This window comes from Pseudomonas uvaldensis, assembly GCF_021271205.1.
Lineage (GTDB): Bacteria > Pseudomonadota > Gammaproteobacteria > Pseudomonadales > Pseudomonadaceae > Aquipseudomonas > Aquipseudomonas uvaldensis.
On the sequence record NZ_JAIWKS010000002.1, the window covers coordinates 287,809 to 311,206 of the forward strand.

16 protein-coding genes are annotated in these 23,398 nt (G+C 60.7%); 11 read left to right on the top strand and 5 right to left on the bottom strand.

The window, feature by feature from the left end:
- The 6 genes from LCU97_RS04685 (at nucleotide 1) to LCU97_RS04710 (ending at nucleotide 7,550) form a co-directional block, all read left to right on the top strand.
- Nucleotides 1-930: a quinoprotein relay system zinc metallohydrolase 1 gene (locus LCU97_RS04685; protein WP_232775697.1), complete on the top strand. Its 930-nt coding sequence runs from the start codon at nucleotides 1-3 to the stop codon at nucleotides 928-930.
- A gap of 148 nt (nucleotides 931-1,078) precedes the next feature.
- Entirely contained in the window at nucleotides 1,079-2,854 is a 1,776-nt protein-coding gene (locus LCU97_RS04690) for a PQQ-dependent methanol/ethanol family dehydrogenase (RefSeq protein ID WP_053150764.1), read from the top strand.
- A 219-nt stretch (nucleotides 2,855-3,073) separates the two neighbouring features.
- Nucleotides 3,074-4,594: an acetaldehyde dehydrogenase ExaC gene (exaC, locus tag LCU97_RS04695; RefSeq protein WP_232775698.1), complete on the top strand. Its 1,521-nt coding sequence runs from the start codon at nucleotides 3,074-3,076 to the stop codon at nucleotides 4,592-4,594.
- A gap of 243 nt (nucleotides 4,595-4,837) precedes the next feature.
- The gene (pqqA, locus tag LCU97_RS04700; protein ID WP_003243383.1) at nucleotides 4,838-4,909 is read left to right on the top strand and encodes a pyrroloquinoline quinone precursor peptide PqqA; all 72 of its coding nucleotides are present in this window, start codon (nucleotides 4,838-4,840) and stop codon (nucleotides 4,907-4,909) included.
- A gap of 129 nt (nucleotides 4,910-5,038) precedes the next feature.
- Nucleotides 5,039-6,196: an alcohol dehydrogenase-like regulatory protein ErcA gene (ercA, locus tag LCU97_RS04705; protein WP_156315933.1), complete on the top strand. Its 1,158-nt coding sequence runs from the start codon at nucleotides 5,039-5,041 to the stop codon at nucleotides 6,194-6,196.
- Complete coding sequence (locus LCU97_RS04710; protein WP_053150772.1) at nucleotides 6,180-7,550, top strand: hybrid sensor histidine kinase/response regulator; 1,371 nt, start codon at nucleotides 6,180-6,182, stop codon at nucleotides 7,548-7,550. Before ercA ends, LCU97_RS04710 begins: the two co-directional genes overlap by 17 nt.
- Nucleotides 7,551-7,611: 61 nt before the next feature.
- Here the strand turns inward: LCU97_RS04710 and LCU97_RS04715 are convergent, their stop codons facing one another.
- Nucleotides 7,612-8,952 (bottom strand): diaminobutyrate--2-oxoglutarate transaminase family protein, encoded by a 1,341-nt coding sequence (locus LCU97_RS04715; RefSeq protein ID WP_053150775.1) that lies wholly within the window; start codon nucleotides 8,950-8,952, stop codon nucleotides 7,612-7,614.
- A gap of 241 nt (nucleotides 8,953-9,193) precedes the next feature.
- Here LCU97_RS04715 and LCU97_RS04720 point away from each other — a divergent pair, with 241 nt between their 5' ends.
- From LCU97_RS04720 to LCU97_RS04730, 3 genes are read left to right on the top strand one after another with little or no spacing between them, the layout of a single operon-like run.
- Nucleotides 9,194-10,624, top strand: a complete 1,431-nt coding sequence (locus LCU97_RS04720) for an efflux transporter outer membrane subunit (protein ID WP_232775699.1) — start codon at nucleotides 9,194-9,196, stop codon at nucleotides 10,622-10,624.
- A 17-nt stretch (nucleotides 10,625-10,641) separates the two neighbouring features.
- Nucleotides 10,642-11,724: an efflux RND transporter periplasmic adaptor subunit gene (locus LCU97_RS04725; protein ID WP_371259575.1), complete on the top strand. Its 1,083-nt coding sequence runs from the start codon at nucleotides 10,642-10,644 to the stop codon at nucleotides 11,722-11,724.
- On the top strand, nucleotides 11,721-14,804 hold the full coding sequence (locus LCU97_RS04730; RefSeq protein WP_232775700.1) for an efflux RND transporter permease subunit: 3,084 nt from the start codon (nucleotides 11,721-11,723) through the stop codon (nucleotides 14,802-14,804). Before LCU97_RS04725 ends, LCU97_RS04730 begins: the two co-directional genes overlap by 4 nt.
- A 109-nt stretch (nucleotides 14,805-14,913) precedes the next feature.
- Here the strand turns inward: LCU97_RS04730 and LCU97_RS04735 are convergent, their stop codons facing one another.
- Both LCU97_RS04735 and LCU97_RS04740 read right to left on the bottom strand, forming a co-directional pair.
- Nucleotides 14,914-15,780, bottom strand: coding sequence for a helix-turn-helix transcriptional regulator (locus tag LCU97_RS04735; protein WP_232775701.1), 867 nt, complete (start codon nucleotides 15,778-15,780; stop codon nucleotides 14,914-14,916).
- A 31-nt stretch (nucleotides 15,781-15,811) separates the two neighbouring features.
- A complete protein-coding gene (locus LCU97_RS04740; protein ID WP_232775702.1) occupies nucleotides 15,812-16,582 on the bottom strand; it encodes an acyl-homoserine-lactone synthase in 771 nt (256 codons plus the stop codon).
- Between the two features lie 589 nt (nucleotides 16,583-17,171).
- Between LCU97_RS04740 and LCU97_RS04745 the strand changes: the two genes are divergently transcribed.
- Complete coding sequence (locus LCU97_RS04745; protein WP_053150790.1) at nucleotides 17,172-17,771, top strand: LysE family translocator; 600 nt, start codon at nucleotides 17,172-17,174, stop codon at nucleotides 17,769-17,771.
- Nucleotides 17,772-17,847: 76 nt separating this feature from the next.
- Here the strand turns inward: LCU97_RS04745 and LCU97_RS04750 are convergent, their stop codons facing one another.
- Together LCU97_RS04750 and LCU97_RS04755 are read right to left on the bottom strand one after the other, a co-directional pair.
- Nucleotides 17,848-18,576, bottom strand: coding sequence for a helix-turn-helix transcriptional regulator (locus LCU97_RS04750; RefSeq protein ID WP_053150795.1), 729 nt, complete (start codon nucleotides 18,574-18,576; stop codon nucleotides 17,848-17,850).
- A gap of 376 nt (nucleotides 18,577-18,952) precedes the next feature.
- Entirely contained in the window at nucleotides 18,953-21,610 is a 2,658-nt protein-coding gene (locus LCU97_RS04755) for an excinuclease ABC subunit UvrA (protein WP_232775703.1), read from the bottom strand.
- A gap of 194 nt (nucleotides 21,611-21,804) precedes the next feature.
- On the opposite strand from LCU97_RS04755, the gene LCU97_RS04760 reads away from it, so the two are divergent.
- On the top strand, nucleotides 21,805-23,280 hold the full coding sequence (locus LCU97_RS04760; protein WP_232775704.1) for a hypothetical protein: 1,476 nt from the start codon (nucleotides 21,805-21,807) through the stop codon (nucleotides 23,278-23,280).
- Nucleotides 23,281-23,398: the final 118 nt, after the last annotated feature.

The following is a 23,398-nucleotide window of genomic DNA, read 5'->3' on the forward strand; positions in this document are numbered from 1 at the left end:
ATGCGCTGGTTGCTGCTGATCTTCATTAGCCTGAATGGGGCGGCCTGGGCCGGGACAGACTATGCCCTCAAGCCCCGGCAGATCGCCGAGGGTACCTGGCTGCTGGAGGGCAGCACCGAGAACTTCGCCAAGGCCAACGGCGGTAATATCGTCAACACCGGCTTCATCGTCACCGAGGCTGGCGTCGTGGTGATCGATACCGGACCCTCGAAACGCTATGGCGAGGCTTTTCGCCAAGCCATCGCGGCGACCACGGACAAACCGGTGATTCGCGTCCTGCTGACGCATCATCACCCCGACCATGTCCTGGGTAACCAGGCATTCAACGATGTGCCCATCGGTGCCTTGGCGGACACCACGGACCTGCTGAAACAGCAAGGCGAGGCCATGGCCGAGAACATGTACCGACTGGTCGGCGACTGGATGCGCGGTACCGAGGTGGTGTTGCCCACCCAGGTGGTGGAGCCTGGCACGTTGACGGTGGGCAATCATTCGCTGCGCCTGCTGCAACTGGCCGGGCACACCGGCGCCGACCTGGCGGTCCTGGACGAAACCACCGGCGTGCTGTTCGCTGGCGACCTGGTGTTCTACGAGCGGGCCCTGACCACCCCCAACAGTCCGGGACTCGATGTTTGGCTCCGGGATCTGGACTCCTTGCAAGCCTTGCCCTGGAAACTCATCGTGCCCGGCCATGGCCCGTTGGCGAGCGATACCTCGCCCTTCGTGCAAATGCGCGATTATCTGGGCTGGCTCGATCAACTGATGCGCGACGGCGCGGCCCGTGGCGACGACATGGCCGAGATGATTCGCAGCCCCATCCCCGAGCGATTTGCCGGGATCAGCCTGAGTCGTTATGAGCTGATTCGCAGTGTCAGTCATCTTTATCCGCGCTATGAGCGGGCGGGGATGAAGCGGGTGGATGCCCAGTAGCCACAGGTCTTGCGGCGACCCTCACCTGTACCAAGGAACTAGAAAACTCAATACAGCGGGCAATTGTTGGTAGCGGCCCTGCGTTCAAGAATCTGCGGCAGACCGGGAAAATTTCCCGGGTATAACAATAATTGCAGAGGTAGCCGTCATGACTCATCCCGCACGTCGCCAACCCTTCGCCGTGAGCCTGCTGCTCAGTGCCATGCTGCTGTCCGGTTCGGCGCTTGCCGCCGTGACCGATCAGGAAATTCTCCAGGACCCGAAGAACCCGCAGCAGGTCGTGACCAACGGCCTGGGCGTCCAGGGGCAGCGCTACAGCCCGCTCGATACACTTAACGTCAATAACGTCAAGGACCTGCGTCCGGTCTGGGCGTTTTCCTTCGGCGGCGAGAAGCAGCGCGGCCAGCAAGCACAGCCGATGATCAAGGACGGGGTGATGTACCTGACCGGGTCCTATTCGCGGGTGTTCGCGGTGGATGCGCGCACCGGCAAGAAACTCTGGCAGTACGATGCGCGCCTGCCCGATGACATCCGTCCTTGCTGCGACGTGATCAACCGTGGCGTGGCACTGTATGGCGACCTGGTGTACTTCGGCACCCTCGACGCCAAGCTGGTGGCTTTGAACAAAGACACCGGCAAGGTGGTGTGGAGCAAGAAAGTGGCCGACCACAAGGAAGGCTATTCCATCAGTGCCGCCCCCATCGTCGTTAACGGCAAACTGATCACCGGTGTGGCCGGTGGCGAGTTCGGCGTGGTGGGCCAGATCAGCGCCTTCGACCCGAAGAACGGCGAACTGCTGTGGACCCGTCCGACCGTGGAAGGCCACATGGGCTACGTCTACAAGAACGGCAAGGCCGTCGAGAACGGCATCTCCGGTGGTGAGGCCGGCAAGACCTGGCCGGGCGACCTCTGGAAAACCGGCGGCGCTGCGCCCTGGTTGGGCGGCTACTATGATCCGGAAACCAACCTGCTGCTGTTCGGCACCGGCAACCCGGCTCCGTGGAACTCCCACCTGCGCCCTGGCGACAACCTCTATTCCTCGTCGCGCCTGGCCCTGAACCCGGACGATGGCAGCATTAAATGGCACTTCCAGAGCACGCCTCACGACGGCTGGGACTATGACGGTGTCAACGAGCTGATCTCGTTTAACTACAAGGACGGCGGCAAGGACATCAAGGCCGCGGCAACCGCTGACCGCAACGGTTTCTTCTACGTGCTCGATCGCACCAACGGCAAGTTCATCCGTGGCTTCCCGTTTGTGGACAAGATCACCTGGGCCAGCGGCCTGGACAAGGACGGGCGGCCGATCTACAACGAAGCCAGCCGTCCGGGCGCGCCGGGCAGCGAAGCGAAGGGCAGCTCGGTGTTCGTGGCGCCGGCCTTCCTGGGCGCGAAGAACTGGATGCCCATGGCCTACAACCAGGACACCGGGTTGTTCTACGTACCGTCCAACGAATGGGGCATGGATATCTGGAACGAGGGCATCGCCTACAAGAAAGGCGCGGCGTTCCTCGGTGCCGGGTTCACCATCAAGCCGCTGAACGAAGATTACATCGGCGTGCTGCGGGCCATCGATCCCAAGACTGGCAAGGAAGTGTGGCGTCACAAGAACTTCGCGCCGCTGTGGGGTGGGGTGCTGACCACCAAGGGCAACCTGGTGTTCACCGGTACGCCTGAGGGCTTCCTGCAGGCCTTCAACGCCAAGACCGGGGAAAAGGTCTGGGAGTTCCAGACCGGCTCCGGCGTGCTCGGTTCGCCCGTCACCTGGGAAATGGACGGCGAGCAGTATGTCTCCGTGGTGTCCGGTTGGGGCGGCGCGGTGCCGCTGTGGGGCGGCGAAGTGGCCAAGCGTGTGAAGGATTTCAACCAGGGCGGGATGCTCTGGACGTTCAAGTTGCCGAAGGACCTGGTCGCCAAGCGCTGAGTTGAAGCAGAGCAGGGCGCTGTCTCTGTGGTGAGGCGGCAAGCCTTGCTCCCACAAAACAACAGCACCAGCACCAGCTTTCAGCATTCCCACCCAAAAACCTACGACCAAATAACGAGAGCCCCACTGCCAACGACGCATTCGTCCGCCGCCTGGGGCTCTCTACCATCGGCCTATCGCCTGTCCCGTGACAGGCATCGACCAGGCAGAGGCCCAATCATGATCTACGCACAACCCGGAACCCCAGGCGCCGTCGTTTCCTTCAAGCCGCGCTATGGCAACTTCATCGGCGGCGAATTCGTCGCGCCGGTCCACGGGGAATATTTCACCAACACATCGCCGGTCAACGGCGAAGTGATCGCCGAATTCCCGCGCTCCAGCGCCGCCGACATCGACAAGGCACTGGACGCGGCTCATGCCGCCGCCGATGCGTGGGGCAAGACCTCGGTCCAGGACCGTGCCCTGGTGCTGCTCAAGATTGCCGACCGCATCGAGCAGAACCTGGAAGTGCTCGCGGTCAGCGAAACCTGGGACAACGGCAAGGCCGTACGGGAAACCCTCAATGCCGACGTGCCGCTGGCGGCTGATCACTTCCGTTATTTCGCCGGTTGCATCCGGGCGCAGGAGGGCGGGGCGGCCGAGATCAACGAGTTGACCACGGCTTATCACTTCCACGAGCCGCTGGGCGTGGTCGGGCAGATCATCCCGTGGAACTTCCCGCTGTTGATGGCCGCCTGGAAACTCGCACCGGCCCTGGCGGCAGGCAATTGTATCGTGCTCAAGCCGGCGGAGCAGACGCCGCTGTCGATCATGGTCTTTGTCGAATTGATCGCCGACCTGCTGCCGGCCGGTGTGTTGAACATTGTCCATGGTTTCGGTCGCGAAGCAGGCGAAGCCCTCGCCACCAGCAAGCGCATCGCCAAGATTGCCTTCACCGGCTCCACCCCGGTGGGCTCGCACATCATGAAATGCGCGGCCGAGAACATCATTCCGTCCACTGTGGAACTGGGCGGCAAGTCGCCGAACATCTTCTTCGAAGACATCATGCAGGCCGAGCCGGCTTTCATCGAGAAGGCAGCCGAGGGCCTGGTGCTGGCGTTCTTCAATCAGGGCGAAGTCTGCACCTGCCCATCCCGCGCCCTGGTGCAGGAGTCGATCTACGACGAATTCATGCAAGTGGTGATGAAGAAAATCGAGCAGATCAAACGCGGTAACCCGCTGGACACCGAGACCATGGTCGGCGCCCAAGCGTCCGAGCAGCAATACGACAAGATCCTTTCGTACCTGGACATCGCCAGGGAAGAGGGCGCCGAACTGCTCACCGGCGGCGCGGCCGAGCGCCTGGAAGGTGACCTGTCGAGCGGTTATTACATCCAGCCGACGCTGCTCAAGGGCCACAACAAGATGCGCGTGTTCCAGGAAGAAATCTTCGGCCCGGTAGTGGGCGTGACCACCTTCAAGGACGAAGCCGAAGCCTTGGCGATTGCCAACGACAGCGAGTTCGGCCTCGGCGCCGGCCTCTGGACCCGCGACATCAACCGCGCCTACCGCATGGGCCGGGCGATCAAGGCCGGCCGTGTGTGGACCAACTGCTACCACCTGTACCCGGCCCACGCCGCGTTCGGTGGCTACAAGAAATCCGGGGTCGGCCGCGAAACCCACAAAATGATGCTCGACCACTACCAGCAGACCAAGAACCTGCTGGTGAGCTACGACATCAATCCGTTGGGGTTCTTCTAAACTGAAGCCACCCCAGACTCTTGTGGGAGCGGGCTTGCTCGCGAAGGCGGCAGTGCATCCACTCATTCAGTGACTGACCGACCGCTTTCGCGAGCAAGCCCGCTCCCACATAGGGTTTGGGTAACACCTGAAATCACTACCAACGCACCCCACCCACCGCTTCGAAAGTAGCATTCGAACCCGGTGCTCCCCATGCATTAATGACCTTGCCGGAATGGCCCGGCACAAGAAGAGGAAAGACCCATGTGGACTAAACCTGCCTACACCGACCTGCGTATCGGCTTCGAAGTGACCATGTACTTCGCCAACCGGTGAGTACCGGCCCGGCCTGACCCTCTCAGGCCGGGCTACCCATTGGTCTGATTGCAATCACGGTGGGATGCTTTAGGCTCAGGGTACCCCACAATAAGAACAGGCTTACCCATGAGCCATGCATCGGAAAAGATGAGCCTCAGTCCACTGCGCAAGTTCGTATCTCCTGAAATCATGTTCGGCGCCGGTTGCCGGCACAATGTCGGCAATTACGCCAAGACGTTCGGTGCACGCAAGGTGCTGATCGTCACCGATCCCGGGGTTATCGCCGCCGGTTGGGTGGGCGATGTCGAAGCCAGTCTCCAGGCCCTTGGGATCGATTACTGTATCTACAGCGCCGTCTCGCCCAATCCCCGGGTCGAGGAAGTGATGCTCGGTGCCGAGCTGTACCGGGAAAACCACTGCGATGTCATCGTCGCGGTCGGTGGCGGCAGCCCCATGGATTGCGGCAAGGGCATCGGCATCGTCGTCGCCCACGGTCGCAACATCCTTGAATTCGAAGGCGTCGACACCCTGCACATCCCCAGTCCACCGCTGATCCTGATCCCCACCACGGCCGGCACCTCCGCCGATGTGTCGCAGTTCGTGATCATTTCCAACCAGCAGGAGCGCATGAAGTTCTCCATCGTCAGCAAGGCGGCCGTGCCGGATGTGTCGCTGATCGACCCTGAAACCACCCTGAGCATGGACCCGTTTCTGTCGGCCTGTACCGGCATCGACGCGCTGGTGCACGCCATCGAGGCATTCGTATCCACCGGGCACGGGCCGCTGACCGATCCCCATGCGCTGGAGGCGATGCGCCTGATCAACAACAACCTGGTACAGATGATCGCCAATCCGGCGGATGTCGCGTTGCGGGAAAAGATCATGCTCGGCAGCATGCAGGCCGGCCTCGCATTCTCCAACGCTATCCTCGGCGCGGTACATGCCATGTCCCACAGCCTGGGTGGTTTCCTGGACCTGCCCCACGGCCTGTGCAACGCCGTGCTGGTGGAGCACGTGGTGGCGTTCAACTACAGCTCGGCGCCGGAGCGCTTCAAGGTGATTGCCGAGACGCTGGGCATCGACTGCCGCGGGCTCAACCACCGGCAGATCCGCACGCGGCTGGTGGAGCACCTGATCGCGCTCAAGCACACCATAGGCTTCCATGAGACCCTGGGACTGCATGGGGTGAGCACCTCGGACATTCCGTTCCTGTCCCAACACGCAATGGATGACCCGTGCATCCTCACCAATCCTCGGGAGTCGAGCCAGCGGGATGTCGAGGTCGTCTATGGCGAAGCCCTCTGATGAGCGACAGGAAGCCCTGGCGGGGCTGCTGGGACTGGGCAACCATTCGACGCGCAAGAGCCATTACCCTGAACTGGCGGCACGCCTCGAGGAGCTGGAGCAGGCCAAGCATCGCCTGCAGCAGCTCAACGACCAGCTGGAACAACGGGTGGCCGAGCGCACCGATGAACTGCTGGAGGCCAACCACAACCTGCAGCAGCAGATCGCCCAGCGCAAGCGCGTGGAGCAACAGTTGCGCGATGCCCGGGACGCCGCCCAGGCCGCCAATCGCAGCAAGGACAAATACCTCGCCGCCGCCAGCCATGACCTGCTGCAACCGCTGAACGCCGCACGCCTGTTGATCGCCACGTTGCGCGAGCGCCCCTTGCCTGCGCCCGAGCACGTGCTGGTGGAGCGAACCCACCAGGCGCTGGAAGGCGCCGAAGACCTGCTCACCGACCTGCTGGATATTTCCCGGTTGGACCAGGCGGCGGTTCGCCCGGACCTGGCGTCGTATCGCCTGGACGAGCTGTTGGCGCCGCTGGTTTCGGAGTTTCAGTCGGTGGCCGGCGCAGCCGGATTGGAATTGAGGGTGCGCTTTGTCGACGAAGCGGTGTTGACCGACCTGCGGCTGATGACGCGCATCCTGCGCAACCTGCTCAGCAATGCCTGCCGTTATACCCATCAAGGTGGCATTCTCCTGGCCGTCCGCCGCAGAGGCGGTCGGGTGAGCGTGGAGGTCTGGGATACGGGACGCGGGATTGCGGCCGATTGCCTGGAATCGATCTTCCTCGAATTCAACCAACTCGATGTGGGCAGGGCGGCTGACCGCAAAGGGGTAGGGCTCGGGCTGGCCATTGTCGAGCGTATCGCCCATATCCTCGGTTATCGCGTCCAGGTACGTTCCCGACCCGGGCGTGGCTCGGTGTTCAGCATCGAGGTGCCATTGTCCGATGACAAGCCATTGCCCGTGTCGCATGTGCCTGTCCAGGCGGTGGCCGGTAACCCATTGCCGGGACGCCGGCTGCTGGTGATCGACAATGAGCTGAGTATTCTGCAAAGCATGGCCGCGCTGCTGGAGCAGTGGGGCTGTGAAGTGCTGACGGCCACTGATGAAGCGGCCGCGCTGGATGTGTTGCAGGGCCGGGCACCGGAACTGGTGCTGGCGGACTTTCATCTGGATCATGGCGTGGTCGGATGCGAAGTGGTCAGGCACTTGCGCGAGCATTTCCAGCAGCCGATACCGGCGGTCATCATCACCGCCGACCGCAGCGACCAATGCCGTCGCGCCTTGCGCAAGCTGAACGCGCCGTTGCTCAATAAACCGGTCAAGCCTGGCAAGTTGCGTGCAGTGCTGAGTCAGTTGCTCGCGTAACCCCCTATGGCTTCACGCGGGACACCCACCCCTTGTGGGAGTCCCACAAGGGGGTTGTCTTTCAGACTGTTTCGCGTGCCACCTGGGGGCGTTTATCGACGACCTTTGCGAGTGACTGGTCAAACCGGTCCAGGACCATGTCGACTTCACCCTCGGTGATGGTCAGCGGCGGCAGGAACCTGAGCACCGCGCCGTGGCGCCCTCCGGTCTCCATCATCAAGCCATTGTCGAAGCAGTTGAGCTTGATGGCGTGGGCCAGGGTTCCGTCGGCCTGGCCGGCGCGTTGCTGGACTGGCGGTTTGGTAATTTCGACGCCGATCATCAAGCCACGACCGCGAATGTCGCCGATGAAGGGATAACGCTGGGCGATCTCCCGGAGGCCGCCCTGCAACCGCTCACCCATCCGGGCGGCATTGGCGACCAGGTTGTCCCTGCTGATCTGGCGCATGGTCGCGGCGCCCGCGACCATGGCCACCTGATTGCCGCGGAAGGTGCCCGCATGCATGCCAGGGCCCCAGGTATCCAGGTGTTCGGCATACACCACGACCGCCAGGGGATAGCCACCGCCAATGGCCTTGGACAGCACCAGGATGTCGGGTACGACCCCGGCATGTTCGATGGCGAAGGTGCTGCCGGTTCGTCCCAGTCCGGTCTGGACTTCGTCGACGATCAGCAGGATGTCCTGCTCCAGGGTAATTTCTCTCAACGCTCTCAGCCAGTTGGCCGAGGCGGGGATGCAGCCCCCTTCGCCTTGCACCACTTCCACGATGACCGCGGCCGGTTTGGCGACACCGCCTTCGGGATCCGACAGGACCGTGCGGATGTAGTCGATGGACAATTGCTCGGTGTGTTCGCCATCGGTGCCGAACGGGCAGCGGAACCGATAGGGAAACGGCAGGAAGTGCGTGCCCTGGGCAATCAGGCCGTCCCCGGTCTTCGGCGTCAGCTTGCCCATCGCGGATAACGCCCCGGCGGTCATCCCGTGGTACCCCCCGTGGAAAGCCATCAACGGCGAGCGCCGGGTGTAATGGCGCGCCAGCTTGATGGCGGCTTCCACTGCATCCGAACCGCTGGGACCACAGAACAGGATCTTGCTGGTGTCGCGCATCCTGGCCGGCAGCATCGAGAAAAGTTGCTGCACAAATGCATGCTTGGCTGGTGTGGCCAGGTCGAGCGCCTGCTGGAGGTGATCGCTGCCGAGAAACGCCATCACGGCATCCCGCACCTCGGGAGGGTTATGCCCGAGGGCCAGGGTGCCGGCGTTCGACAGACAGTCGAGGAATTCCTGCCCGCTGGCATCCCGGATACGCATCCCGTTGCCGCTGACAAATAGCCGCTGGAAAGTCTGCGCATAGGTTCGCGCATTGGACTCGACGCTTTTGAGGTAAGTGAGTGCTTCCATATTCGATCATCCATTGGCTATGGAAAGGGAGCCGGACAGGGAACATGCGGCCCTTGTTTTCAGGTCGAGGCATTTCAGCAGCCCCCCGGATATATCGCGAGTTTTCTTGCCGGGACCTGTCCCCGTTTCCCACGCCAGACACACCAGCGGGCCCAAGGTTAAATAACCACCGTTGTTGATCTGCCATATCCCGAGCCGCACCTGGCCATTGGTTCATCCGCGCCAGGTCCAAGAGAACCCTATGCCTGCCTTGAAGCCCCCAGGAAACATGCTGCTGGTGACACTGTGTGCGGTGTTGCTGGGCGGTTGTGTATTGGGGCCTGACTATCGGGTGCCGACCGTTCCGGTTGCCGCGAAGTGGCAGGCGCCGCTCCCACACGGCGCGTCGGTGGCCGCCTTGGCCGACTGGTGGCAGCAATTCGACGACCCGGCCCTGGCGCAGCTGTTACGTCTGGCCGAAACCGATAGCCCGTCCATGGACCAGGCCTGGGCCAATATCGCATTGGCCCGGGCGACAGCCGACAGCGATGCGGCCGATGCCTTGCCCACCGTCGACGGTCGCTTGTCCGGCGGTCGTGGCGGGCAGCAGACCGGCTCGCAGCGCCTGGGGGGATCGGGTTCTTCCGCCGCGCTGGACGCTGCGTGGGAGATCGATCTGTTCGGCAAGTTGCGACGCAACAACGAAGCGGCCCGTTCCCGTGTCGAAGCGCGCGTGGATGACTGGCATGACGCGCGGGTGTCGCTGGCCGCCCAGGTAGGCGACTACTACGTGCAGTACCGCGGCTGCCAGAAACTGGTATTGGCCTACCGGGACCAGGCCCAGTCGCAACAGGACACGGCGCGCATCACCCGTCAGTCGTTCGGGGCCGGCTTCACGTCGTCCGCCGATGCGGCGCTGGCCGATGCCAGTGCCGCCAGTAGCGAGGCAGCCCTGGTCCAGCAGCAGAGTGAGTGTCAGGTATTGCTGAAAAGCCTGGTCGCGTTGACCGGTGGCGATGAGGAGCGGCTGTTGGCGGTGCTCGGCAAGACGCCGGCCCGACTACCAAGGCCGGCCAGGCTCGACGTGCGGCAGATTCCCGCGGACTTGTTGCGCCAGCGTCCGGATGTCGCCTCCAGCGAGCGGGAACTGGCGGCGGCAAACGCCGAGATCGGCGTGGCCCAGGCCGATCGCCTGCCCAGCCTGAGCCTCTCTGGCAGCTTTTCGGTCGGCGATACAGTGGGGCAGCGCAACCGCTCCTGGTCGCTGGGCCCGGTGTTGTCGATTCCGCTGTTCGACGGTGGCAAGCGCCGCGCGGCGGTGGAGGGGGCAAGGGCTTCTTACGACGCGGCCCTGGCGGTGTATCGCCAAACGTTGCGCACCAGCGTCATGGAAGTCGAACAGGCGCTGGTGCGCCTCGATGCGGCGCGGCGGCGGGAGTCCGACGTCGAGCGCTCCACCGCCGGTTTCCGTGAGTCGTTCGAGGCCATCGACCGTAACTGGCAGGCCGGCAGCGTCAGTCTGCTGGACCGGGAAACCGCTCGCCGCCAGGCACTGACGGCGGAAATCGAATTGATCACCTTGCAGCAGGACCAGGTTCGCTACTGGATCGCCCTGTACAAGGCCCTGGGTGGCGGGTGGCAAGCGGACCAACCGTTGGCTCGACACCCGGCATCGAATGGAGAAGGAGCGTGAGGTCGACGTTGCGTAACATCCTGTTGGCGTCCGTCGTGTTGGCGGTTGTGGTGATCTTCATTTCAATTCGCCGTGGCGCCGAACCGGCCGTGGCTGCTCCCACGGCCAGCAGCCTGAGTGTGGAGGTGGTCCAGACACGGCGTCAGCTGTGGCCGCAATTGCTGTTCACCAGCGGGGCGCTGGCCCCCTGGCAGGAGGCGGTCATCAATGCCGAGACCGGCAACCTGCGCATCGCCAGCCTTGAAGCCGACGTGGGTAGCCGGGTCAGCAAGGGCCAATTGCTGGCCACTCTGGCCTCTGATTCGGTGCTGGCCGAGGAGCGCAAGCAGGTGGCGCTCGTCGCCCAGGCGGTGGCTAATCTGGAGCAGGCCCGCTCCAACGACCGGCGTGCCAAGGTGGTCGGCCAGGGCGGAGCATTGTCGGAACAGCAGCGCGAAGATTACCGAATCAAAGTGGCCCTCGCCGAGGCCGATCTGGCCGGCGCCAGGGCGGAGCTGCAAAGTACCCGGATCAGGTTGCGGCAGACGCGTATCGTGGCGGTGGACGATGGCGTCGTTTCCGCGCGTACCGCATTGCTCGGAAAAGTGGTGGCGGCCGGCGATGAGCTGTTTCGCCTGGTGCGCGACGGCCGCATCGAATGGCAAGCCGAGCTCGACGCCCGCCAGCTCGCACAGGTACAGGCCGGACAAGTGGCGCGCCTGACCTTGCCGGGCGGGCAAAGCGTGGAAGGGCGGGTGCGGCTGGTCTCTCCAACGCTGAACACCAAGACCAGTCGGGCACTGGTCTATATCTCCCTGCCAAGCGACAGTCCCGCCCAGGCTGGCATGTACGCCAGTGGCCAGATCGAGTTGCCCGCCCGCGAAGCCCTCACGGTGCCGGACACCGCCGTCATCCTGCGCGACGGCCGTTCCTACGTGTTCACGCTCAACGACGACATGCACGTCGTCCAGAGGCCCGTGACGGTGGGCAGGCGCCTGTATCAGGCCGTGGAAATTCTCGGCGGCCTGGAGGAACCGGCCCGTATCGTGCGCGCCGGCGGGGCCTTTCTCAATGACGGGGCCAGCGTCACCGTCGTTCAATCCCAGGTTGCGCAGCCATGAATATTTCAGCCCTGTCGATCCGTTATCCGGTCCCGGCCGTCATGCTGTTCATCCTGCTGACGCTCTTCGGCTTGCTGGGGTTCGGAAAACTCGCCATCCAGGATTTTCCCGACATGGACCTGCCGGTGGTGGTGATCAATGCCTCGCTGGAAGGGGCGGCTCCCGAACAGTTGGAAACGGAGGTGGCACGCAAGATCGAGGACAAGCTCACATCTTTGCGCCTGCTCAAGCATGTGACCACGGTGATCACCGACGGGGCAGTCAACATCAGTATCACGTTCGACATCGACAAGGATGGCAACGAGGCCCTCAACGAAGTCCGCAATGCGGTCGACAGTGCCATGCCGCAACTTCCCGCCAGCCTGGACACACCCTCTGTTTCCCGCCTGACCACCAGCGCTTCGCCGCTGCTGACCTACGTCATCGACTCCGACACCCTGGACGAAGAAGCCTTGTCCTGGTTCGTCGACAACGAGCTGAGCAAGAAGCTGTTGTCGGTGCCGGGGGTTGCGCTGGTTTCACGAGTCGGCGGCGTCGACCGAGAAATCCAGGTCAACCTCGATCCGGCCCTGATGGCCGGGCTGGGTATCCGCGTTGCCGATGTCGCGGCTCAATTGAGGGCAATGCAGAAGGACAACTCCGGCGGTCAGGGCAACCTGGGCAGCGGTCAACAGGCCATGCGGACCCTGGGTGCCATTGATGATCCGGCGGCCTTGGGCGCCATCGATATTCCCAGCGGAGACGGTCGCCTGCTGGCGTTGAATCAACTGGCGGATATTCGCGATACCCATGCCGAGCGCAGCAGCCGGGCTTTTCGCGATGGTAAACCGGTCATCGGTTTCCAGGTCACCCGGTCACTGGGCTTTTCCGACGTCGGTGTGGCGAAGGATGTGCGCACGGCCATGGCCACGTTCGTGGAGCAACACCCCAATGTGCGAATCACCGAAGCCAGTGATACGGTCAGAGCCGTTCTCGCCAATTACCACGACTCGATGAACCTGCTGTATGAGGGCATGCTGCTGGCGGTGTTGGTGGTGGGGTGGTTTTTGCGCGATTGGCGCGCCACCCTTATCGTCGCGACGGCGCTGCCACTGTCGATCATTCCCACTTTCGGGGTCATGTACCTGGCCGGATTCACGCTCAATGCCGTGTCGCTGTTGGCGCTGGCGCTGGTTATCGGCGTACTGGTGGATGATGCCATCGTCGAGATCGAGAACATCGCGCGGCACCTGCGCATGGGCAAGACGCCGCTTCAAGCCGCCACCGAGGCGGCAGACGAAATCGGCCTGGCTGTGCTCGCGACGACGGCGACCCTGGTAGCGGTCTTTCTGCCCACGGCGTTCATGGGCGGTGTGGCTGGCAAACTGTTTCGCCAGTTCGGCGTGACCGCCTCGGTGGCCCTGTTGTTTTCGTTGCTGGTGGCTCGGGTACTGACGCCCATGATGGCCGCGTATTTCCTCAAGGCGAAAACGGACGCAACCCACGACGGCCCGTTGATGACCCGGTACCTGGGCTGGATCCATGCCAGCCTCACTCGACGCAAGACCACGATGTTCCTGGCCAGCCTGTTCTTCATCGGTGCCCTGGCGTTGGTTCCGTTGCTGCCCACCAGCTTCCTGCCGCCACAGGACGCGGGTCACAGCAACATTACGCTGGAATTGCCACCCGGCACGACGCTGGAACAAACCACCGAAATGGCGTTGCAGGCCAGCGACAGGCTGCGTGCCATCCCGGACGTCCAACACGTGTTCGTCGCGGTAGGCACTGCCAGCAGTTCGGGAGGCGGCTCCGCCGATATCACCGGTGCTGGCGATGCGGCGTTGACGGTCGACCTGGTGCCGCGCGACCAGAGAGAGCGTAGACAAGTGGAAGTCGAGGCGCAGATGCGTGAGGCGTTGCGTACGCTGCCGGGAGTGCGGGTCAATGTCGGAGGGGATGGCAGCGGCGAGAAGCTCAACATCGTATTGGCCAGTGACGACGGCAAGCTGTTGGAGCGCACCGCAAATGCCCTTGAGCCGCAGTTGCGCGGGCTGCGTGGAATCGGGAATGTCACGTCCAGCAGCGCCCTGCAGCGGCCGGAAATCCAGATGCGCCCCGACTTCGCCCGCGCGGCGGAACTGGGTGTCACCAGCCAGGAGATCGCCGATACCTTGCGCATGGCGACTTACGGCGAGTATTCCTCGCAATTGGGCAAGATCAACCTGTCCCAGCGTCAGGTGGATGTGCGGGTGCGGATGGATACCCTGTTGCGCGATGACTTGCAGAGCATCAACCAGCTACGGGTGACCGGGCGGGACGGCCAGGTCGCGCTAGCGTCGCTGGGAGAGATCAGTCTGGGTAGTGGTCCGGCGCAGATCAGTCGGCTCGATCGCCTGCGCAATGTCACCCTTTCCATCGAACTCAATGGCCGCAACCTGGGGGAGGTCATGGCCGAGGCGAGCCAGCTGCCGGCGATGCGCAATCTACCGCCTGAGGTCAAGCCGGTGGAGCAGGGTGAGTTGCAGCTCATGACGGAGTTGTTCGGAAGTTTCAGCGTGGCCATGGCCATCGGTGTGTTTTGCATCTATGCGGTGCTGGTGCTGCTGTTCCACGACTTCCTGCAACCGGCCACGATTCTTTCGGCGCTGCCCCTCTCGTTGGGCGGGGCATTGATCGCGTTGCTGGTGTGCAACTTCAGCTTCTCCTTGCCGTCAGTCATTGGCTTGCTGATGTTGATGGGTATCGTGACCAAGAACTCCATCCTGTTGGTGGAATACGCGATCATGGCTCGCCGCGATTATGGCCTGGGGCGGTACGACGCGCTGGTCGATGCCTGCCACAAGCGCGCCCGGCCCATCCTGATGACCACTATTGCGATGGGTGCCGGTATGTTGCCGACCGCAATGGGTATGGGCGAGGACCCGAGTTTCAGGCAGCCGATGGCCGTGGTCGTTATGGGGGGGCTGCTGACGTCGACGCTGCTGAGTCTGTTGGTGGTGCCGGTGATCTTCACTTACGTGGACGATGTTCTGGAATGGTTCAAGCGTCTTGCGGGGGTAACGAACAAAGAAGGTTCGGCGGCTGAGGGGCTGGGGGACTGAGGGAGTCATGATCCCCAATACTGCTCGATTGGATTGATCGAGTTAGGGGTTGTACGAAAAATCGCCGAGCGGCGAGTTTTCGTACAGCGCCTAAGATTGGGGAACGTTTTCAGACGGCCTGGCGAATAGGAGGGGTAGCGTTCCATTCAATGCCCGGTGGCGTGGCATCCATCGAGTGCATCCAGCGGATGAGTGAACGGCGTCCGCCAATACCCATTTTTATGGCTGCGCGTTTCAGATAGCTTTCGACTGTGTTGACTTTAAGGTTGAGTTGCTCCGCAAGTTCAGGTGCCGTGCGCCCGGCGAGTAAACCCACGCATACTTCAGTCTCGCGGGTAGAGAGAGTAAGCCCGGACAGCTGTAGTCGGTCGGCGAATCTCTGACGCAATGCTTCCATTCCGCCATTTTCCGGTCCTTCGAGGGGGAGGCTCGGGTCATGACGATGGGGTTCCGGCGGAACCAGGGCGGCGACGTGTTCTTCCACCATAGGCAACAAGAGGTAGGAAAAATCCTTCAGCAGGGCGTGCTCTTGTGCAGTGAAACCCTTGGAAAAGGGGGATCGGTAGACGGACAACACATAACGACGGCCATTTTTTCGAGTGGTCAGATGCAGTTGGGTGGTTGTGTTGTGGCTGGATGGGCTGCTTGCTTGTCCAGGTTTCAAGAGGCATCGGGAGAAATTCGGTACTTTTTGCGGGGTGGCGTCTTCAAAGAGAATATCTTCGGCCAGGAAAAACGGTTTTGCGGTATGCGTATCCATGACGGCATCGACGCAAGTGTTGTCCATGCCGACAAAGCCGATACTGGAAGTGCTCGGTTCTGCAATATGTGCAGTCCCTATCCTTTGTTCAGTGATATGCGTTGCATCGACGGGAATTTCCGTAAGTATCAGATCGTGCAACATGCGCGGAAAGTGGCGACTGCCGGTACTGGCAATGACTTTGCCAACGTGCGGGAATAGTCTTTGCAGGTTCATCCTTTCTCCAATTTCATACCAGAAGTTTGTTTTATAGATGCAGCTCAGTGTGCATATGTATTTTTGCTGGAATGTTTCGGTCGGGGCGCATTTGACCGATATCGATGGATGGTTGGAGTGTGTCTGACGAACGGTTCGTCATAAGGAATGGTTCATATAGTGTGGTGTGGGTTGCGTTCTTCCTGAGGACGCCCTCGTAAGTGGAAAGTGTGCAGGACAGTGTTCCATAGATGATATTTTCGCCTTTCGAGCCCACTGCTGTGTTATGCCTTTCCACGGGCCAGCCGGAACGCTTCAGGATTTTTTCCATCAGGGTATCCACGACCACCTCATAAAGAGCAATGTTTTGCCGGTGGGCGAACTTCATCATTGAGAGAAAAAGTGCTGCGGTACGTGCGTCTACATAGGCATGGGTCAATTCTCCAGAAGCTGATCTGTCGGAGGAAAGTGCGAAGCGTGTGGCTTCCCAGCAAGTGCGGGGGTGGGGTCTGTTTTTGTCGCTGGGAAGAATGAAACTCAAGGCGCCGCTCAAGAGCGTCGGTTTGCTGCAAGGGCGTAACCGAACACATCCGGTCACGCAATCGTTTAGATGGGAATATATATAGATCGCGTCAGCATCATCGTATTCATCCCATTCGTAGTCCGTGCCCTGATAACTTCCTATGTCCCACTTCTTTCTATCGATAAATGCGGCTTTGCGAATGGCCAGTATTTGTTCGAGCGTTTTAGTCGGAATTGTCGAGTAGCTTGCAATGCGGGTAGATACGCCGAAAAAACGATAGGTGCATGAGGAGTAGTTCATGAATGACGTTTCGTGGCTGTCGGTGGAGCTACTGTTAACTTTGCACTAAGGCATTTCAACTGTCCTAAAGTACAGTGCGAGGATTTGTAGAGTGTATAGTCTAATTAGTTGTCGGCAGGGCGATGCGGTTGTATTCCGGGACAAAATATCCGAGTTGACAATTTAGTATTGTGCCGAGTCCAAAAAAGTACCGGCAGACAGTAGGATGTGAAAGTGTTGATTCAAGAGCCAAGAGGGCGGGATCGATATAGTTTTCCAAGGTGGATTTTTTGACGCTGACTACTGGTATGGCTAAGTCCCTGATATCCTGTAGGCCGGAAAATTGACGCTCGCGAGAAGACGCGTTAGAGCCTGCAATGAAAGGGTCACAAGCTTATGAAAGGTTGTTTTGGAAACATGGATGGTAGGGGAGTGGATTAATTAATGGCGGAACCGGATAGACGGTAAGCAGCGTTAACGTTGCTTTAGTGTTGTTACTCTATTGGCAGAAATTGGTCTGTTGTCATACAACTAAAAATTTGATTAGTATCGATAGACCTGAGCCGAACTGAAGAAATGAGCCATCGTGGCTCCTGGCATGGATGACCTTATGTCTTATATCGCGCTTTCACTGATGACGGTCCTGTTGGTTCCGGGCCCAACCAATTCGCTACTTTTGCAGACAGGGATAAACCGAGGGCTGAATGCCCGATCCATGAGATTCGTCGTTGCGGAGTGGTTGGCTTATATCATTCAGATGACGATGTGGGGCGTGTTTATCGATCTGCTGATCACCGACCACTCGTGGGTGGTCATTGCCACCAAGATTTTTGCGGTATGTTTTCTGTTCTATATCTCGTTGAAGTTGTGGTTTTCGGTCAAGGATCACCTGCCAGGCAAAACCACCGGTATCAGTGTGCCGGATTTGTTCGTGGCAACATTGACCAATCCCAAGGGGTTGTTTTTTGTTTCCTTCGTTGCTCCGGCCGGCACGTTTTTGTCCTTGGGTAACTATGTGTCTTTCATGTCGTTATTCACGGCTATCATATTCCCGGTCGGATTGGTCTGGATCGCGATCGGCGCATTCTGTGGGCGTAAACTTCATGCCATTGTGTCTGGGCGGTTCTTGAGTCGAGCCATATCCCTGGTCATCGGCTTGTTCGCTTGTGGGATGCTGTTCAATATTGCATCACAAGTGGCGTTCGCTTGAGTGTGTTTTATAAGAGTTCGCCGGCATCGAGTCACTGAACCACGCCAGGTGGTTGTAGATCGATAAAAGATAAATATCAGACGAGGTTAAGCTGAACGGCCTTGATCATCGCCTGCTTGACGTTGATACAGTCCATTTTCTCGGTCATTTGCTTGGCATGAAATTTTACCGTTCGTTCGGTAATGTTCATGATCAAACCTATTTCTTTATAGTTTTTCCCCAAGGCTAACCAGCGCAGGAATTCTATTTCCCTGGGGGATAATCTCAAGTTGCTCTCGACCGTGGTTTCCACGGGGCGATATTGATTGGCAATGATGCTGAGGGCTTTGATGATGAACAGGTTCGAACGGACAATGGTGGGGAAATCAGGATCGTTTTCTTCGGAGGACAGGTGAAGGGAACCGAATGCCCGACCGGGTTCATGGATAGGAACGGTATACCCCTGTTTGATGCCGTACGAGGCTGATTGCTCGAATATGTCGGAATGGGTGTCCATCTCTTCGGGAATTTCATCCCAGAAAAAAGGCGTTGCCGTGACGGCAGTGTTTGCCATGACGGGATCCGTCTTGTAGAGCGACTGTTTGCGGTAGGTCTCAACCCATTCGGAAGGGTAATTGCTATAGATGGAAATTTTCGAGTTATTGAAGGGCGTCGGTTCCAGATGGACGTAAGCGAATTTCTCGATGCCCAGTTTTGAAAATATCCAACCCAATATTTCGGTGTACTCCTCTTCGCTCACGCCCGAGATGTTGTTTTCTACCTCTTGGACCAGATTGAACAAATGACTGGAAATGGGTTTGAACATAATAAGCGAGCCGAAATATCTAAACTAAAGACTTGACGCGGCCAGGCTCTTACCTTCAGGGGGCGCCAAATAGTGTTGAACAATGTTCGCTGTGCAGGTTTCAACAACAACGATAGACCTCGGCCTTCGGCGATGCACAAGAGAAGATCGGATCGCGAGAGCAGTTCGTCACAGATTGCCTGGGAGGGCCTTGATGATGTTTCGCCTCCCGGAGGGAGGCCTGTTCTGTTGGTGTGGTTGATATCATTGCGCCTCCTGGCATGAGCGCCTGCATCCATGGAGGAAGAGGCTTTCGTCGAATTACGCGGACTGAAACGATTAACTGACGCACAGTATAGTCACCTTTTCCCGTACGGCCAGTCTCGTTAAAAAAGCTTTAATGTTCAGTCCTCAAGACGTTTTTCAGGAACCCCGCCGTCCGACTTTCCTGGCATTGGGCCACTGCGCCCGGCGATCCGCATACTACGACTTTCCCACCCTGGGACCCGGCTCCCGGGCCGATATCGATCACCCAGTCACTTTGCACAACCACCCGCATATCATGCTCCACCACAACCACGGTATGGCCTTCATCCACCAGGCGATTGAGCTGCACCAGCAGTCGGTCCACGTCCTGGGGATGCAATCCGTTGGTCGGTTCGTCCAGCACATACAACGTAGCCCCGCGGGCCTTGCGTTGCAGTTCCGTCGCCAGTTTGATGCGCTGGGCTTCGCCGCCGGACAGCTCCGTAGCCGGTTGGCCCAGGCGCAGATAACCCAGTCCGATGTCCTGCAACACCTGTAGTGAGCGCTTTGCCGCGGGTTGTTCGCGGAAGACTTCGAGTGCCTGGTCCACGGTCAGTTGCAGGACTTGGGCGATGTTCAGCCCTTGCCAGTTCACCGTGAGCGTCTGCGGATTGTAGCGAGCGCCGTGGCAGGCCGGGCAGGGGGCATACACGCTGGGCATGAACAACAGTTCGACACTGACGAAGCCTTCACCTTCGCAGGTTTCGCAGCGTCCCTTGGCAACGTTGAAGGAAAATCGCCCGGCATCGAATCCCAGCGTGCGAGCCTGCTCCGTATCGGCGAACAGCTTGCGCACATGGTCGAACAGGCCGGTGTAGGTGGCGAGGTTGGAGCGTGGGGTGCGGCCGATGGGTTTCTGGTCCACCTGGACCAGTCGCTTGATCGCATCGAGTCCGGCGCTGACGTACCCGCCGCTGGTTTGCCGGGGTTCGTCTTCCAGACTCTGTTCTTCAGGTTCGGCGCGCTGGCTGGCCTGGCCCAGGTGGGCGCCCACCAGGTCCAGCAGCGCCTGGCTGACGAGACTGGATTTGCCAGAACCGGAGATACCGGTCACGGCCGTAAAGCAGCCGAGGGGGAAGGCCGCGCTCAAGTTGTCGAGGTTGTTGCGGGTAATGCCTTCCAGGCGTAGCCAGTCACTGGGTGTTCGAGGGCTGTGCGTAGCGAGGGTGCGTTCGGCAAAGAGGTAGGCCCGCGTTCGTGACTCAGGTACTTTTCCGAGGCCGGCCGGTGGGCCGCTGTAAAGAATCGTGCCGCCCTGTTCACCCGCGTCCGGGCCGACATCGACGAGCCAGTCGGCGCGGCGCATGGTATCCAGGTCGTGCTCGACGACGAATACCGAATTGCCCGCGGCCTTGAGTCGTTGCAGGGCATCGAACAGGGCTTCGCTGTCGGCCGGGTGCAAGCCGGCGGACGGTTCGTCCAGTACATAGATCACACCGAACAGCTGGGAATTGAGCTGGGTGGCCAGGCGCAGGCGTTGCAGCTCGCCGGAGGACAGGGTCGGGGTGCTGCGCTCCAGGGACAGGTAGCCCAGGCCAAGATCGATCAAGGTGACGATCCGCTCCAGCAATTCAGCGGCGATGCGTTGGGCAGCCAGGCGTTTTTCCAGGGACAGGTTGGGCGTATGGCGCGCATCCGGCCCTCCGGCGTGAGGGTTTTCGCCTCTGGCGGCACGCTGTTCGCGGGCCTCTCGGGTTTGCCGATGGCTTAAGACCGCGCCGGGCTCTTCGGCCTGTTCCAGATAAGCGGGTGCCGTGACACCCTTGAGCACCTCGGCCAGCTCCAGCAAGGGCAGGTGCGACAGCTCGGCGATATCCAGCCCCGCGAACGTGACGGTCAGCGCTTCGCGCCTGAGGCGTTTTCCTTCGCACACCGGGCAAGCACTGGCGCGCATGTATTGCGCCACGCGCTTGCGCATCTGGGCGCTCTGGGAATGCATGAACGTGTGCAACAGGTAACGCCGGGCGCCGCTGAACGTGCCCTGGTAGCTGGGTTCGAGTTTGCGCTTGAGGGCGGAGCGGGTCTGCGCCGGCGTCATCCCGGCGTATACCGGGACGGTGGGCGTTTCTTCGGTAAAGAGAATCCAGTCACGCTGTGCTTGCGGCAGGTCGCGCCAGGGGATGTCGACGTCGTAGCCCAGGGTGACCAGGATGTCCCGCAGGTTCTGGCCTTGCCAGGCCATGGGCCAGGCCGCCACGGCACGTTCGCGGATGGTCAGCGACGGGTCCGGCACCATGGAGTCTTCGGTCACCTCATAGACCCGGCCCAGGCCATGGCATTCCTGGCAGGCGCCTTGTGGCGTGTTGGGCGAAAAGTCTTCGGCGTAGAGCATGGGCTGGTCGGCCGGATAGCTGCCGGCGCGGGAGTAAAGCATGCGGATCAGGCTGGACAAGGTCGTGACACTGCCCACCGAGGAGCGGGCGCTGGGCGTACCGCGCTGCTGCTGCAAGGCCACCGCTGGCGGCAAGCCCTCGATGCTGTCCACATCGGGTACGCCGACCTGATCGATCAGGCGCCGGGCGTAAGGCGCGACGGACTCGAAGTAACGACGCTGGGCTTCGGCGTAGAGGGTGGAGAACGCCAGCGATGACTTGCCAGACCCCGACACGCCGGTAAACACCACCAGGGCATCGCGAGGAATATCGACATCGATGTTCTTGAGGTTGTGTTCGCGGGCACCACGGACCCGGACGAACCCGGTGTTTTCGGTCTGTGATGTGGAGGAAGCGGGGCCGGAGCGTGAGGGCATGGAGCATTCCTTGTGGGCGTCTGCTTTGGCGCGTTGAGGCTTCGGGGGCACGGCGCCTCCTGGAGAGTTGAACCTGGTTCAAGGCGTTGACCAGTATGCGACCGGCTTCATTCGTTCTCGTGCAAAAAAAAAATTTACTCCGGGCCAGAGAGATGCGAAAAGCTTCCCGGAATTTCCCAGGATACGGACCTCCCATGCCTCGATCAAAGCTGTTCTCTACCCTGTTTGCCGCATTAGTGGGTGCCGCCGCGCTGTGGTACATGTGGATGATCACCAGCGCCAAATTGGAGTGGGGCGGAGCCAGTCCGGACCAGCAACGCATAGGTGTGGTGAAGGATATCCAACAGCGTGCGATGACCCAATACTGCACGGGTGTTGTCGTGACCGGGCAAAGCACCTGGCTGGTCGGCCGCCTGGAGGGGGACGCGAGTCGGTTGGAGCCCACTGCGGATGTCGTGGACCTGGACACAGTGGTTTATGGCAAACCGGCTGAAGCGAGCGAAGATGAGCCGCAAGCACCTTTCCCGGGCTTGCTTGGACGTGACAAGGAAACTTCCTTTATTTCTCGCCTGGACGCCCAGGGGCAATTCCAGTTGGTGGCCCACGTCAGCGGCGCGGCTTGCCTGGTCGCCAGTCCGGACGGCGCCAGCGTATTCCTGCTGACGGGGCTTGACCGCCCTGATACCGCGAACGCCGACGACATCAACCAGACCGTGGTCTTTCGTAGCGACGATCAAGGTAAACACTGGACCTGGTTGAGCGAGGGCTGGTTTGCCGAAGCCGATCGGTTGGCCTGGAGCCTGACCCCCTATTTCCACGGTACGGACGAAGTCTGGGCGTGGGGCCGGCCGAGTGCTGCGGACGATGACAGCAGCGAAGCGGCTTCTGGCAGCGTTTCCACCGGCGTTTTCTATTCGGCTGATCGCGGCGCCAGCAGCACAGCGATTGTCGCCTCCGAGCCGTTGCTGGTAGCTGCTGAGTCAGTGCACGAAAAGTATCCGGAGATCAATGAATGGCACACCGGCTCAGGCGAGCAGGGGGACGTGCAGACCAACGTGCTGCAACTGGATGCCCGGCAGGCCTTCATCTGGGTGTCCCAGCGATTCTGGGCAAGCAACCCCGACGGCGTCGGCAACAACATTGCGTTCAACGTGACCACGCGGGCCCGCCTGCAACGCGAAACAGGGCCCTGGCGAGTCGTCGAGGTACAGCGCGACGACAACCTGTTTGTCTCCAAACTGGTCCAGAACGATGCCGGCAAGGTCATTGGCCTTATCGATCAGGGCAATCGAGGCCGCGACGTCGTCGCCGAACTGGACACCACCGCGCTGACCTGGCGCACCCTGAGCGAACTGCCCAGCGTGTTTGCCCCCCTGGCGTCGGAAAGCCGGGTGCGCGGGACGAATTTCTGGGTCGGGCAGAACAGCCTGTTGATCAACACCACCAGCGAACATTACCCGCCGCGCTGGCTCTATTGGTGGTCGGACGCGAGCATCTCGGCCGATGGGGTGTTTTATTCCAGGGACTGGGGCCAGTCGTGGAAACGCCTGGCCATTGCGGGCTATCTGGGCATCGTCGGTTTCCAGCCGGCGCAGGATCGGGTGATCTGGGGGAACGGCAATTGGTATGATAACAAGGATGTGGGTATTTATTCCTATGGGTTGCGTTGAGGATCGGGCTGATCGGAGGTGTTCGGGCTGACGCCATCGCGAGCAGGCTTGCTCCCACAGTTGGGGCTGTGGTGGGCTCAGGTTTTGTGGTCGATAGAAAAACCCTGTGGAAGCGAGC